The organism is Erwinia wuhanensis (assembly GCF_030484085.1).
GTDB classification, from domain to species: Bacteria; Pseudomonadota; Gammaproteobacteria; order Enterobacterales; family Enterobacteriaceae; genus Erwinia; species Erwinia aeris.
The window spans coordinates 59,583-72,961 of record NZ_JAUJUH010000008.1 but is presented as its reverse complement, the minus strand read 5'-3'; the positions used below and the strand labels follow the sequence as shown (position 1 = coordinate 72,961).

Here is a 13,379-nt window from a genome sequence, read left to right as displayed (position 1 = left end):
ACAAAAATGTCAGATTGGCTGAAGTTCGGGGACAAAATTTCCGCCTCGTGGCAGACTTGTGCTTATGAAACTATTGCTGATTGAAGATAACCAGAAAGCCAGCGACTGGCTTTGTCAGGGCCTGCGCGAAGCCGGATTTGTGGTGGACAGCGTCACCGACGGCCGCGACGGACTGCACCTGGCCCTGAGCCAGAACTATGCGCTTATCGTGCTGGATATCATGCTGCCCGGCATGGACGGATGGCAGGTATTACGCTCGCTACGTACCGCCCGCGCCACGCCGGTAATTTGCCTGACGGCAAGAGATTCGGTAAACGATCGCGTTAAAGGGCTGGAGCTGGGCGCCAATGATTACCTGGTCAAACCTTTCTCTTTTGCCGAGCTGCTGGCCCGCATCAGAGCGCAGCTGCGCCAGAATCACCCTACACAAGCGGTGCTGACGGTTGGCGATCTGGTCATGGATTCGGTGCGGCAGACGGCCAGCCGGCAGGGCGAATCGGTCGCACTGACCCGTAGAGAATTCGCGCTGCTGTGGCTGCTTGCCAGCCGACGCGGAGAAATAGTGCCGAGAACGCTGATCGCCAGCGAGGTCTGGGGCATTAATTTTGACAGCGAAACGAACACGGTTGACGTAGCCATCCGCCGTTTGCGTCGCAAGATAGACGACCCCTACGAGCCGAAACTGATCGACACCGTGCGCGGGATGGGATACCGGCTGGCAGAGCCGGGAGAACCGCATGCGTAAGATCTCGCTGACGGCCCGACTCACGATCATTTTTGTGCTGATTATGGCGGCGGCCTGCGGCGGCATCACGCTGACGCTTTACGGCGCGTTACGCCACGAGCTGATCTGGCGTGACGATCGCACGCTGATTAATCGGGCGCTTCAGCTGCGCCAGCTGTTGCAGGATGGCGCGAAGCCGGAAATGCTGCCGCTTTATTTCAGCCGCATGGTGGACACGCAGCAGGATATCCTGCTGATCCGTCAGGCTGCGGGGCCGGACGTGACGATTAACCAGACGGGCATTGGGCTGGCGGCGCTGACCGCAGAAAACCAGCCGGGCGTGCTTCGCCGACAGCGCACCAAAGAAGGTGAAGAGCTAACCATTCTCAGTCTGCAAGGCGAATCGAACGGCGGCGCGGTGACGCTGACGGTAGCGCGGCTGGCGCGCGAAAGAGCCAAAATGCTGGAGCAGTATCGCCAGGAAAGCCTGCTGGTGTGCCTGGCTGCGCTGATGCTTGGGGCTATCCTGAGTCCTCTGCTGATCCGGCGGGGACTAAGAGCCATAGGCGCGCTCAGCAAAATCACCGCGGCCACACACGCCGACAGGCTTTCTGACAGCGTTCCGCTGAATACTTTGCCCCGCGAGCTGCTGCCGCTGGGCGAGGCGCTTAACGTGATGCGCAGCCGCCTGGCGCACGATTTTACCCGGCTGACCCGATTTGCCGACGATCTGGCGCATGAGCTCCGCACGCCGGTCAACGTGATGCTCAGCCAGAATCAGGTCGCGCTGGGGCAGGAGCGCACGCCGGAAGCGTACCAGCAGCTGCTGGAAGGAAATATCGAAGAGCTGGAGAATCTCTCTCGCCTGACCGACAACATTCTGTTCCTGGCCAGAGCCGATCACCACAACGTGGCGCTCAGAAAAGAGGTTTTTTCGCTGCCCGACACGCTGGAAAATATCACCGATTTTCTGGAGCCGCTGGCGGAAGAAAAAGGGCTACGTTTTGCGCTGGAGGCGGAAGGCAATATTCAGGCCGATAAAATGCTGTTTCAGCGGGCGCTGGTCAATCTGATTACCAATGCCGTTCGCCACGCACCGGAAAACACGCTGGTTCGCATAAAAACCGAGGCGACAGGAGAAGCTGTCGATATAGCCGTGGGTAATAAGGGTGAGCCTTTGGCGGAGACGGAAAAATTATTTGAGCGCTTCTGGCGCGGAGACGAGGCGCGCAACAGCGTGGGATCGGGACTGGGTCTGGCGCTGGTTAAAGCTATTGCGGAATTGCACGGCGGCTACGCCTGGTATCAGCATCGCGAAGGGGAAAATCTGTTTGGTATCAGGCTGGGCGGTGAGACTCCTGCCCGCCAGGGGCGGGCAGGAGAACAGGCTTAGTGAGGCTTCAGCAGTTTTTCTGCATGGCTGACGATGTTTTCCACCGTGAAGCCAAACTCGTTAAACAGCTTCTCTGCCGGTGCGGACTCACCAAAGGTGGTCATCCCGACAATCGCGCCGTTCAGGCCGACATACTTATACCAGTAGTCTGCGATGCCCGCTTCCACCGCCACGCGAGCGGTAACGCCGGAAGGCAGCACCGATTCGCGATAGGCCAGATCCTGCTTATCAAACAGGTCGGTTGAAGGCATAGACACCACGCGAACTTTATGGCCGTTGGCGGTCAGTTTTGCTGCCGCGCCCAGCGTGATTTCCACTTCAGAACCGGTTGCGATCAGGATCACTTCCGGCGTGCCTTCGCTATCTTTCAGCACGTAGGCACCGCGAGAGATGTTTTCCAGCTGCTCTTTGGTACGCTCCGGCTGCGCCAGGTTCTGACGGGAAAGGATCAGCGCGGTCGGGCCGTGGTGGCGCTCAATCGCGTGTTTCCAGGCCACGGCGGTTTCTACCTGATCGCAAGGACGCCAGACGCTCATGTTTGGCGTAACGCGCAGGCTGGCGATCTGCTCAACCGGCTGGTGCGTCGGGCCATCTTCGCCCAGACCGATGGAGTCGTGTGTGTAGACCAGGATCTGACGCGCCTTCATCAGCGCCGCCATACGCACGGCGTTACGCGCATACTCGACGAACATCAGGAAGGTAGCGGTGTAAGGCACAAAGCCGCCGTGATGCGCGATGCCGTTAGCGATAGCGGTCATACCGAATTCGCGCACGCCGTAGTGGATATAGTTACCCGCCAGGTCGTCTTTAATCGATTTGGAACCGGACCAGATAGTCAGGTTGCTTGGCGCCAGGTCAGCGGAACCGCCCAGGAATTCCGGCAGCAGCTTGCCATAGGCTTCCAGCGAGTTCTGGGAAGCTTTACGGCTGGCGATTTTCGCCGGATTAGCCTGCAGCTCTTCGATAAACTTCTGCGTTTCCTGCTGCCAGTTTTCCGGCATGCCGCCATCCATACGACGAGCGTACTCTTTCGCCAGTTCCGGATAAGCCGCTTTATAAGCTGCGAACTTGTCGTTCCATGCTTTCTCATACTGCTGGCCCGCTTCTTTGGCATCCCACTGTGCGTAAATTTCCTGCGGGATTTCGAACGGCGGATAGTTCCAGCCCAGCTGTTTGCGGGTCAGTGCGATCTCTTCATCGCCCAGCGCCGCGCCGTGCGCTTCTTCTTTACCGGCTTTGTTTGGCGAACCGTAGCCGATAATGGTACGGCAGATGATCAGAGAAGGCTTATCGGTCACGCTCTGCGCTTCTTTGATCGCTTTCGCTACCGCTTCGGCGTCGTGACCGTCTACTTCGCTGATCACATGCCAGTTGTAGGCTTCAAAACGCTTGGCGGTATCATCGCTGAACCAGCCTTCCACTTCGCCGTCGATCGAAATGCCGTTGTGATCGTAGAAACCGATCAGCTTGCCAAGGCCCAGCGTGCCGGCCAGCGAGCAAACTTCATGCGAGATACCTTCCATCAGGCAGCCGTCGCCCATAAACACATAGGTATGGTGATCGACGATCTCATGATCGGGACGGTTAAACTGCGCGGCCAGCGTGCGTTCGGCAATCGCCAGACCCACGGCGTTGGCCAGACCCTGACCCAGCGGGCCGGTAGTGGTTTCCACGCCTGGCGTGTAGCCGATTTCCGGGTGGCCCGGCGTTTTGGAATGCAGCTGGCGGAAGTTTTTCAGTTCTTCAATCGGCAGGTCATAGCCGCTCAGGTGCAGCAGGCTGTACAGCAGCATGGAGCCGTGACCGTTGGAAAGGATAAAACGGTCGCGATCGGCCCAGGCAGGGTTAGTCGGGTTGTGATGCAAAAAGTCGCGCCACAGCACTTCTGCAATATCTGCCATGCCCATTGGGGCGCCTGGGTGACCCGATTTGGCTTTTTGCACCGCATCCATACTCAGCGCACGGATTGCATTAGCCAACTCTCTACGTGAAGACATATTTTTCTCCCTGATATTTTTGGGGGGACGAACTGGGCAAATAAACGTCGGGCGACTTTCCCCGACGCGCGTCGGGGAGGCCCGTGAACGAAATTACAGCTTAGCGGCCAGCACGTCTTCCAGGTGCTGTTGGTCAACGGCAAACTGGCGGATACCTTCGGCCAGTTTTTCTACCGCCATAGGATCCTGATTGTGCTCCCAGCGGAACTCCGATTCAGAAAGCGGAGCAGGCTGGTGGAAAGCTTCAGTTGACGGCGTCAGCTTGCGCTCAACCGGCGCGTCGCTGGCCTGCAGCTCTTCCAGCAGGTTTGGTGAAATAGTCAGGCGATCGCAGCCCGCCAGCGCGATGATTTGTTCCGTTTTACGGAAGCTGGCGCCCATGATGATGGTGTTATAGCGGTGCTGCTTGTAGTACTCGTAGATTTTACGAACGGAAACCACGCCTGGATCTTCATCCACCACATAAGGGTCAAGCGGCTTGCGGGTGTTGTACCAGTCGTAGATACGGCCGACAAACGGCGAAATCAGGAACACGCCCGCTTCCGCACAGGCGCGCGCCTGGGCAAAGGAGAACAGCAGCGTCAGGTTACAGTTGATGCCGTTTTTCTCCAGCTCTTCCGCCGCGCGGATGCCTTCCCAGGTGGAAGCGAGCTTGATCAGAATACGTGAACGGTCGATACCGTTGTCTTCGTACATTCTCACCAGCTTCTCGGCTTTGGTCACGCACATGCCGCGGTCAAACGACAGGCGAGCATCCACCTCGGTAGAAACGCGGCCAGGCACGCTTTTCAGGATTTCCATACCGAGGTTGACGTTGACTTTGTCGCTGGCGTTGATGATTTGCGTCTCTTTGCTGCCGCCCTGTTTTTTGGCGTAGTCGATAGCGTCGGTGATCAGGTGCTTGTAAGAGTCGAGGCTGGAGGCTTTCAGGATCAGAGATGGGTTGGTGGTGGCATCTTCAGGGTGATAATTACGAATAGATTCGATATCGCCACTGTCCGCCACCACGGTGGTGTATTGTTTCAGTGCGTCTAGCTGGTTCATCTCATGGCTCCTTGATGGGCAATCTGCAAAACTAATGATGACCGTGCCGGAACATCGGCTGTCGCCGGGCTACAAAGCCCAATAGCGAACGAACCGGGCCGCAATCCTGTGCATTTACGCAGGGCCGGCTTCCGACGCGGTGGATTATTCTCAGGCCAAACATTGCATCAGACGTCCTGTAATGGGAATGCGTTTTCTCTGATTGTTGCAATGGGTTAGCCCAATGGCTGGTAAAACGCGGTACCTGAAAGTGTAGCACTTCTTCAGGATTACGGCAGGCGGCAGCACTGGCTGCTACATTTTTGGGGAAGGCGAGGGGAAAAATAGCGAGCGGCGGCTTCCGGCTCGCTATATCAATGTTAAATCCAGGCTTTAACCGGCAGGAAATCGTTGTACAGCGCGGCTTCCGGCGTGCCCGGCTGCGGCTGGTAGTCGTATTCCCAGCGTACCAGCGGCGGCATCGACATCAGAATGGATTCGGTACGGCCGCCGGTCTGCAGACCAAACAGCGTGCCGCGATCCCACACCAGGTTGAACTCCACATAGCGGCCACGGCGGTAAAGCTGGAACTGGCGCTCGCGCTCGCCCCACGGCAGCGTTTTGCGCCGCGCCACTATCGGCAAATAAGCGTTGAGGAAGCCTTCGCCGACCGCCTGCATAAAGCGAAAACAGTGGTCAAAATCCGGCGTGTTCAAATCGTCAAAAAACAGGCCGCCGATGCCGCGCTGCTCGTTACGGTGTTTAATAAAGAAATAGTCGTCACACCACTTTTTGTAGCGTGGATAGACCTCTTCGCCAAAGGGCTGACAGAGATCGGCCGCGGTTTGATGCCAGTGCACCGCGTCTTCCGTAAAGCCATAGTAAGGCGTCATATCGAAACCGCCGCCGAACCACCATACCGGGTCGGCGCCCGGCTTTTCGGCAATAAAAAAGCGCACGTTGGCATGGCTGGTGGGCACGTAAGGATTGGACGGATGGATCACCAGCGATACGCCCATCGCTTCAAAACTGCGGCCGGCCAGCTCCGGCCGGTGCGCGGTGGCGGAGGCGGGCATCTGGTCGCCGTGCACATGAGAAAAGTTAACGCCAGCCTGTTCAAACACCGCGCCGTTGCGCAGCACGCGGCTTCTGCCGCCGCCGCCGCCTTCGCGCGTCCAGCTGTCTTCCGCAAACTGCGCCTTGCCGTCAGCCTGCGCCAGCTGCTGACAGATTGTGTCCTGTAACCTGAGCAGAAACTGCTTTACCAGGGCGATATCGGGTGTATTCATGGTTTTGCCTGACTGTAAAATGACGCGCGAAGTATACGTCAAAATGCCCTAGCCGGGGCGGCGGTTGTTGGCATCGAACTCATTAAAATAGCTGATAACGCCATCCACTATAGCGCCGGCGATTTTCCGACGGAAAGCGGTGGTGCCCAGCAAGCGCTCTTCGGCGGGGTTGGTAATAAAAGAGGTTTCCACCAGCACCGAAGGGATAGAAGGCGATTTCAGCACGGCAAAAGCGGCCTGCTCGGGATGCTGACTGTGCAAATGGTGAATCGGCCGGATCTGGCTCAGCACGTGCTTGCCCAGCGTCAGGCTATTTTTAATCGTATCGGTCTGCACCAAATCAAACAGCACCTGCTGTAGATAGTGATCCTTTTGCGCTACCTTGACGCCGCCCACGGCATCGGCAGCGTTTTCGCGCTCGGACAGATAGCGGGCCATTCGGCTGCTGGCACCACGGTTAGAAAGGGCGAAAACCGAAGCGCCGTTGGCATCGGGGCTGGTAAAACCATCGGCGTGTATCGACATAAAAAGATCGGCGCCGTGCTGGTGTGCAATTTCCACGCGCTCGCCCAGCGGGATAAAGCGATCGTTATCCCGCGTCAGTCGCGCCTCGATATGAGGATGATCGCTCAGCATCTGACGGATATGTCCGGCTATCTCCAGCACCACGTGTTTTTCTTCCGAACCTTCTTCACCTACCGCGCCAGAATCGATGCCGCCGTGGCCGGGATCGATCATCACAATCCTTTTACCCTTTGCTTTAGGCGGCGTGGCCCCGTGCGCGGATGCTGTTTTAAGCGGTGCTTCTTTTGCCCTGGCGGCACTGCCGCCCAGCAGCGCCAGCGCCAGGCTGGAAAGCAGCAGCTGACGGCGGGAAGTAAGCGGGGTCATCGGGCCAAACTTTTTCATTACAACATCCTCAGGGCGCAAAGTGCTTACTGTTATATCGTAACAATAAGACGACAGCGAGGGGGGAACTATTTCAACGTTTTACTTTTTATTTCAGGCCGCTAACGGCAGCGTAAATTCACTGCTCATGCAGCCAGCTGGAAAAGCGATCGCGTGCTATCTGGGGATTATGTAGCCGCTTTCTGCCACTTTCTGGCAATTATCTCTTCGGAGGGTTGCGCCCGCGAAAGAAACCGCGATAATCAGCGAATTGTGGTTAACATCTGGGACAACGCTATGGAAATTCGCGTATTTAGCCAGGACGATTTTGAAGAAGTGATCACCCTGTGGGAACGCTGCGATCTGCTGCGCCCGTGGAACGATCCGGAAATGGATATTGAGCGCAAACTTAATCACGATCCCGACCTGTTTCTGGTGGCGGTGGTCGGTGGCGCCGTGGTCGGTACGCTGATGGGCGGTTATGATGGCCATCGCGGTTCAGCCTACTATCTGGGCGTGCATCCCGACTATCAGGGCCGTGGCTTCGCCAATGCGCTGATCAACCGGCTTGAAAAAAAGCTGATTGCGCGCGGCTGTCCGAAAATCAACGTGATGGTGCGGGAAGAGAACGACGCGGTGTTGGGTTTCTATGAAAAGCTGGACTACGAGACGCAGGACAGCATGTTACTTGGTAAGCGCCTGATTGAAGACCGCGAATATTAAGCCAGCCGACCGTTCCGCCATGTGCCTCTACACGCCCGACGACTACGATGCCAAAGGCCAGCTGAAGCTGCCGCTGGCCTTCTGGGGCGTGCTGCTGCTGCAGGCGCGCACCTGGCTACTGTTTATTATGGCCGGTGCCTCTCGCGATCAGGGCACGGCGCTGTTGGCGCTGTTCTATCCGGATACGCGCGCGTTCTGGACGGGCATTGCGCTGGGCGTGCCTGCGGCGGTAGGGCTGCTGCTGACCGGCTATCGCCAGCGTCTGCCGCGGCTCTGGCAGGCGTGGCGCTGGGTACTCTGCCTGTCGCTGGCCGTGATGCTCTGCGTGCAGTTCGCCAGCCTCTGGCTGGGCGAGGACACGCTGTCGCCGTGGATGATCCTGTTTACCGGTTTCGATCTGCTGGCGCTGGGCTGGTTTGCCTTCAGCGCGCGGCTGCGCGACTGTTTTGCGCCAGAGCAGCACCTCGAATAAACTTTTCTGCCGATCCGTACTCCAACCTTTCTTTGGGGCTGCCGTAAAAGGCGTTGTGCTATGGCAGCCGCCTCTCTTTTTGTCAGGAGTTTTCATGAAAACCGTTCGTCCTTTAGCCCTGGCCGCGGCCGTTATGCTGGCTGGCTGCGCCAGTTCCGGCGACGCCGCACCGGCCACTCACGGGGCCACCTGGTGGAACCCGCTGACCTATTCCTGGTCCAGCCTCTCGCCCTGGCACTGGTTCGGTTCTGCTACTGAGGTCAGCGAGCAGGGCGTTGGCGGCCTGAACGGCGCGACCGCGATGAACGAGCAGGCGGTTGGCGAAGCGCTGAACGACGACTATCAGATACGTAAAGGGATGCGCGGCGAAAACGGCAAGGTTATCACCTTCTTCCAGGCGCTCGACGGCAAAGAGGTGAAGCTGGAAATCACGGGCGAAACCAGCGTCAGCGAGGTGCGGGTGATGGATGACAGCATCCAGACTACCTCTGGTGTGAAGATCGGCACGCCTTTCAGCGACCTCTATAGCCGCGCTTTCGGTGCCTGTCAGAAGGCTGCTGGCGGCAAGGGAGTAGAGTGCCGCGCGCCGGACAGCCAGCATATCAGCTACGTCTTTACCGGCGAATGGCACGGGCCGGAAGGGCTGTTGCCGTCTGATGATACGCTGAAGAAATGGCAGGTAAGCCAGATCGTCTGGCGCCGCTGATTGGCCTGCGGCTGTGTGTCACAGGACAGATAGCCGCCGCTACCGTTATCAGAAACAGATCGGGATAGTCATTGCGCTTGCTGTCCCTTTCCCGATTGTTCCACGCGCGCAGCCAGCACACGCCGCCCGGCGTATCCGCGACAGTTCCCTGGACATGGTGTTCCCCTTGCGCGATCGTTGCTTCAAACAGGCTTTCTATTTCTGCCCGCTGCATAACCTGTCCCGCCCGCTTATAGCTTTTTAAACTTCCAAATCACCAAACGGTATATAAAACAGTTACTCCTTTTCGTGTGGTTATAAATAAACTGAACCCTCTCAGGCCGTGAGACGGGCCATCATTCCGGGATGAACAGCATGACCACACTGAAAAAAATCTGTAGCGGCGCCGTTCTGCTGCTGCTGGCCGGGTCAGCCCAGGCGACAGAGCTGCTGAACAGCTCTTATGATGTCTCACGCGAACTGTTTGCGGCCCTGAACACGCCTTTTGAACAGCGTTGGGCGCAGCAAAACGGCGGCGACAAGCTGACGATCAGGCAGTCACACGCCGGGTCATCTAAACAGGCGCTGGCCATTTTGCAGGGCCTGAAAGCCGATGTCGTAACCTATAACCAGTTGACCGACGTGCAGATCCTGCACGATCGCGGCAACCTCATTCCGGCGGACTGGCAGCAGCGTTTGCCCAACAACAGCTCGCCTTTCTATTCCACCATGGCTTTTCTGGTGCGCAAGGGCAATCCAAAGCATATCCATGACTGGCGCGACCTGGTCAAAAGCGACGTAAAGCTGATATTTCCTAATCCAAAAACCTCCGGCAATGGTCGTTATACCTGGCTGGCGGCGTGGGGCGCGGCGGATAAAGCGGACGGACACGACAAAGCAAAAACCGAACGGTTTATGGCGCAGTTCCTTAAAAACGTCGAGGTTTTTGATACCGGCGGGCGCGGCGCGACCACCACTTTCGTCGAGCGCGGGCTTGGCGACGTGCTGATCACTTTTGAGTCGGAAGTGAACACTATCCGTAATCAGTACCCGCAGCAGGATTTTGAGGTAATTATCCCGCACAGCAACGTGCTGGCGGAATTCCCGGTCACATGGATCGATAAAAACGTGGCGGCCAACCATACGGAAAAAGCGGCCAAAGCGTACCTGAACTATCTCTACACGCCTGCGGCGCAGAAAATCATCACTCAATATTATTACCGCGTAAATAATCCTGAGCTGATGGCGCAGCAGCGGCAGCGCTTTCCGGCCGTCGATTTGTTCCGCGTGGAACAGGTATTCGGCAGCTGGGAGCAGGTCATGAAAACGCAGTTCGCCAGCGGTGGCGAACTGGATAAGTTGTTAGCAGCGGGACGTGAGTAATGTTTGCCACTAAAAGTAAGCGCGTGCTGCCCGGCTTTGGACTGAGCCTGGGCAGTAGTCTGTTTTTTACCTGTCTGATCCTGCTGTTGCCGATCAGCGCGCTGCTGATGCAGCTGTCTGAGATGACGCTGGCACAGTACTGGGATGTGGTAACCAATCCCCAGATGATTGCCGCCTATAAGGTGACGCTGCTGTCGGCGGGCGTCGCCTCGGTGTTTAACGCCTTTTTCGGCATGCTGATGGCCTGGATCCTGACGCGCTACCGTTTTCCGGGGCGCGCGCTGCTGGATGGCTTAATGGATCTGCCTTTTGCGCTGCCGACGGCGGTAGCAGGCCTGACGCTGGCCGGGCTTTTTTCCGTGAACGGCTGGTACGGGCAGTGGCTGGCGCAGTTCGATATTAAAGTTTCCTACACCTGGCTGGGGATCGCCGTGGCGATGGCCTTTACCAGCATTCCTTTCGTGGTGCGCACGGTGCAACCGGTGCTGGAAGAGCTTGGCCCGGAATATGAAGAGGCGGCGGAAACCCTCGGCGCCACGCCGTTTCAGAGCTTCCGCCGCGTGGTGCTGCCGGAAGTTGGCCCGGCGCTGCTGGCCGGCACGGCGCTCTCTTTTACCCGCAGCCTGGGCGAGTTCGGCGCGGTGATCTTTATTGCCGGTAATATCGCCTGGAAAACCGAGGTGACCTCGCTGATGATTTTCGTGCGTCTGCAGGAGTTCGACTATCCGGCAGCCAGCGCCATCGCTTCAGTGATCCTGGCCGCCTCGCTGCTGCTGCTGTTTGCGATTAACACTCTACAAAGCCGCTTTGGCCGTCGTCTTGGAGGTCAATAATGGCTGACGTTACCGAACTGAATCACGTTGGACGCGAGCGTCCGCGCTGGGGCAAATGGCTGCTGATCGCCACGGGCATGATCGTCTCGCTCGGCCTGCTGGTGGTGCCGCTTATCGCTATTTTCGCCAGCGCCTTTTCCGACGGCGTGACGGCGATGTTCAGCAACCTGAAAGATGGCGACATGCTGCACGCCATCTGGCTGACCGTGCTGATGGCGCTGATCACCGTGCCGGTTAACCTGGTGTTCGGCACGCTGCTGGCCTGGCTGGTGACGCGCTTCACCTTTCCCGGCCGCCAGCTGCTGCTGACGCTGTTTGATATTCCTTTTGCCGTGTCGCCGGTGGTGGCGGGGCTGATGTATCTGCTGTTCTGGGGCGTAAACGGCCCGGCGGGCGGCTGGCTGGACGAGCACAGCATTCAGCTGATGTTCTCCTGGCCGGGTATGGCGATGGTCACTATCTTCGTGACCTGTCCGTTTGTGGTGCGCGAACTGGTGCCGGTGATGCTGAGCCAGGGCAGCAGCGAAGATGAAGCCGCAGTGCTGCTTGGCGCCTCCGGCTGGAAGATGTTCTGGCGCGTTACGCTGCCAAATATCCGCTGGGCGCTGCTGTACGGCCTGGTATTAACTAACGCGCGCGCGATTGGCGAGTTTGGCGCGGTTTCGGTGGTTTCGGGATCGATTCGCGGCGAAACCTACACGCTGCCGCTACAGGTAGAATTGCTGCATCAGGACTACAACAGCGTGGGCGCTTTTACCGCCGCCGCGCTGCTGACCCTGATGGCGATAGTCACGCTGTTTCTGAAAAGCGCGCTGCAATGGCGTTTAGAACGCCGCGCGCAACGGGAGGGGGAACAATGAGCATTGAAATCAGTAACATCAACAAATCCTTTGGCCGGACTAAAGTGCTGAACGATATTTCGCTGGATATCCCTTCTGGTCAGATGGTGGCGCTGCTGGGCCCGTCCGGCTCCGGGAAAACCACGCTGCTGCGTATTATCGCCGGTCTGGAGAGCCAGAACAGCGGCCGTCTGAGCTTTCACGGCAACGATGTGACGCGGCTGCACGCCCGCGACCGTCGCGTCGGCTTTGTATTCCAGCACTATGCGCTGTTTCGCCATATGACGGTATTCGACAATATCGCGTTTGGACTGACGGTGCTGCCGCGCCGCGAGCGTCCTTCTGCGGCGGCCATTAAAGAAAAAGTCACGCGCCTGCTGGAGATGGTGCAGCTGGGACATCTGGCCGGGCGTTTCCCGGCACAGCTTTCCGGCGGTCAGAAACAGCGGGTGGCGCTGGCGCGTGCGCTGGCGGTCGATCCGCAAATTCTGCTGCTTGATGAACCCTTTGGCGCGCTGGATGCGCAGGTGCGTAAAGAGCTGCGCCGCTGGCTGCGACAGCTGCACGAAGAGCTGAAGTTCACCAGCGTCTTTGTTACCCACGATCAGGAAGAGGCGATGGAAGTCGCCGATCGCGTGGTGGTGATGAGCCAGGGCAATATCGAGCAGGCTGGCGCGCCGGATGAAGTATGGCGCGATCCGGCCACCCGTTTCGTGCTGGAATTCCTGGGCGAAGTGAACCGCTTTGATGCTGAGGTGCACGGTTCGCAGTTCCATGTCGGCGCGCATCGCTGGCCACTGGGCTATGCGCCAGCGCACCAGGGTGCGGTCGAACTGTTCCTGCGCCCGTGGGAAATCGACGTCAGCCGCCAGAGCAGCCTGGAAACGCCGCTGCCGGTGCAGGTGCTGGAAGTCAGCCCGCGCGGCCACTACTGGCAGCTGGTGGCACAGCCCACGGGCTGGGGTGAGCAGCATGAACCGATCACCGTAGTGATGGAAGGCGAGCAAACCGCGCCGATCCGCGGCGAGCGTCTTTTTGTCGGCCTGCAACAGGCGCGCCTTTATAAAGGCGATACGCCGCTGCGGCAGGTTGCCTTTGCGCAGAGCGCCTGATATTTTCTACCGCCATCC

13 protein-coding genes are annotated in these 13,379 nt (G+C 58.3%); 9 read left to right on the top strand and 4 right to left on the bottom strand.

What is annotated here, in order from left to right; genetic code table 11:
- Positions 1-64: 64 nt before the first annotated feature.
- Positions 65-745 carry a response regulator transcription factor HprR gene (gene hprR / locus QZH36_RS17885; protein ID WP_253459439.1) on the top strand — a complete coding sequence of 227 codons (681 nt, stop codon included), beginning with the start codon at positions 65-67 and terminating at the stop codon, positions 743-745.
- On the top strand, positions 738-2,117 hold the full coding sequence (locus QZH36_RS17880; RefSeq protein ID WP_301730785.1) for a heavy metal sensor histidine kinase: 1,380 nt from the start codon (positions 738-740) through the stop codon (positions 2,115-2,117). Before hprR ends, QZH36_RS17880 begins: the two co-directional genes overlap by 8 nt.
- Here QZH36_RS17880 and tkt read toward each other — a convergent pair.
- The 4 genes from tkt to amiA form a co-directional block, all read right to left on the bottom strand.
- Positions 2,114-4,114, bottom strand: a complete 2,001-nt coding sequence (tkt, locus tag QZH36_RS17875; protein WP_253459443.1) for a transketolase — start codon at positions 4,112-4,114, stop codon at positions 2,114-2,116. The two genes, QZH36_RS17880 and tkt, sit on opposite strands and share 4 nt — an antisense overlap.
- A gap of 93 nt (positions 4,115-4,207) precedes the next feature.
- Positions 4,208-5,158: a transaldolase gene (tal, locus tag QZH36_RS17870; protein ID WP_253459445.1), complete on the bottom strand. Its 951-nt coding sequence runs from the start codon at positions 5,156-5,158 to the stop codon at positions 4,208-4,210.
- Between the two features lie 359 nt (positions 5,159-5,517).
- On the bottom strand, positions 5,518-6,426 hold the full coding sequence (hemF, locus tag QZH36_RS17865) for an oxygen-dependent coproporphyrinogen oxidase (protein WP_301730783.1): 909 nt from the start codon (positions 6,424-6,426) through the stop codon (positions 5,518-5,520).
- Between the two features lie 48 nt (positions 6,427-6,474).
- Complete coding sequence (gene amiA / locus QZH36_RS17860; RefSeq protein ID WP_301730782.1) at positions 6,475-7,335, bottom strand: N-acetylmuramoyl-L-alanine amidase AmiA; 861 nt, start codon at positions 7,333-7,335, stop codon at positions 6,475-6,477.
- Positions 7,336-7,611: 276 nt separating this feature from the next.
- On the opposite strand from amiA, the gene QZH36_RS17855 reads away from it, so the two are divergent.
- The 7 genes from QZH36_RS17855 (at position 7,612) to cysA (ending at position 13,361) form a co-directional block, all read left to right on the top strand.
- Entirely contained in the window at positions 7,612-8,037 is a 426-nt protein-coding gene (locus QZH36_RS17855; RefSeq protein ID WP_125289591.1) for a GNAT family acetyltransferase, read from the top strand.
- 19 nt (positions 8,038-8,056) lie between these two features.
- Positions 8,057-8,509, top strand: a complete 453-nt coding sequence (locus QZH36_RS17850; protein WP_253461253.1) for a DUF2919 domain-containing protein — start codon at positions 8,057-8,059, stop codon at positions 8,507-8,509.
- Positions 8,510-8,603: 94 nt separating this feature from the next.
- Positions 8,604-9,215: an RpoE-regulated lipoprotein gene (locus QZH36_RS17845; protein ID WP_253459451.1), complete on the top strand. Its 612-nt coding sequence runs from the start codon at positions 8,604-8,606 to the stop codon at positions 9,213-9,215.
- A 345-nt stretch (positions 9,216-9,560) separates the two neighbouring features.
- The gene (locus QZH36_RS17840; protein ID WP_301730781.1) at positions 9,561-10,577 is read left to right on the top strand and encodes a sulfate ABC transporter substrate-binding protein; all 1,017 of its coding nucleotides are present in this window, start codon (positions 9,561-9,563) and stop codon (positions 10,575-10,577) included.
- Positions 10,577-11,410, top strand: coding sequence for a sulfate/thiosulfate ABC transporter permease CysT (gene cysT, locus QZH36_RS17835; protein ID WP_253459455.1), 834 nt, complete (start codon positions 10,577-10,579; stop codon positions 11,408-11,410). The genes QZH36_RS17840 and cysT overlap by 1 nt, the downstream gene beginning before the upstream one ends.
- Entirely contained in the window at positions 11,410-12,270 is an 861-nt protein-coding gene (gene cysW / locus QZH36_RS17830) for a sulfate/thiosulfate ABC transporter permease CysW (protein WP_253459457.1), read from the top strand. Before cysT ends, cysW begins: the two co-directional genes overlap by 1 nt.
- Positions 12,267-13,361 carry a sulfate/thiosulfate ABC transporter ATP-binding protein CysA gene (gene cysA / locus QZH36_RS17825; protein ID WP_253459460.1) on the top strand — a complete coding sequence of 365 codons (1,095 nt, stop codon included), beginning with the start codon at positions 12,267-12,269 and terminating at the stop codon, positions 13,359-13,361. The genes cysW and cysA overlap by 4 nt, the downstream gene beginning before the upstream one ends.
- Positions 13,362-13,379 lie beyond the last annotated feature (18 nt).

Excerpts from the sequence above, each read along its gene's own strand:
- hprR (WP_253459439.1), top strand. The coding sequence starts at position 65 with ATGAAACTATTGCTGATTGAAGATAACCAGAAAGCCAGCGACTGGCTT.
- QZH36_RS17880 (WP_301730785.1), top strand. The coding sequence starts at position 738 with ATGCGTAAGATCTCGCTGACGGCCCGACTCACGATCATTTTTGTGCTG.
- tkt (WP_253459443.1), bottom strand. The coding sequence starts at position 4,114 with ATGTCTTCACGTAGAGAGTTGGCTAATGCAATCCGTGCGCTGAGTATG.
- tal (WP_253459445.1), bottom strand. The coding sequence starts at position 5,158 with ATGAACCAGCTAGACGCACTGAAACAATACACCACCGTGGTGGCGGAC.
- hemF (WP_301730783.1), bottom strand. The coding sequence starts at position 6,426 with ATGAATACACCCGATATCGCCCTGGTAAAGCAGTTTCTGCTCAGGTTA.
- amiA (WP_301730782.1), bottom strand. The coding sequence starts at position 7,335 with ATGAAAAAGTTTGGCCCGATGACCCCGCTTACTTCCCGCCGTCAGCTG.
- QZH36_RS17855 (WP_125289591.1), top strand. The coding sequence starts at position 7,612 with ATGGAAATTCGCGTATTTAGCCAGGACGATTTTGAAGAAGTGATCACC.
- QZH36_RS17850 (WP_253461253.1), top strand. The coding sequence starts at position 8,057 with ATGTGCCTCTACACGCCCGACGACTACGATGCCAAAGGCCAGCTGAAG.
- QZH36_RS17845 (WP_253459451.1), top strand. The coding sequence starts at position 8,604 with ATGAAAACCGTTCGTCCTTTAGCCCTGGCCGCGGCCGTTATGCTGGCT.
- QZH36_RS17840 (WP_301730781.1), top strand. The coding sequence starts at position 9,561 with ATGAACAGCATGACCACACTGAAAAAAATCTGTAGCGGCGCCGTTCTG.
- cysT (WP_253459455.1), top strand. The coding sequence starts at position 10,577 with ATGTTTGCCACTAAAAGTAAGCGCGTGCTGCCCGGCTTTGGACTGAGC.
- cysW (WP_253459457.1), top strand. The coding sequence starts at position 11,410 with ATGGCTGACGTTACCGAACTGAATCACGTTGGACGCGAGCGTCCGCGC.
- cysA (WP_253459460.1), top strand. The coding sequence starts at position 12,267 with ATGAGCATTGAAATCAGTAACATCAACAAATCCTTTGGCCGGACTAAA.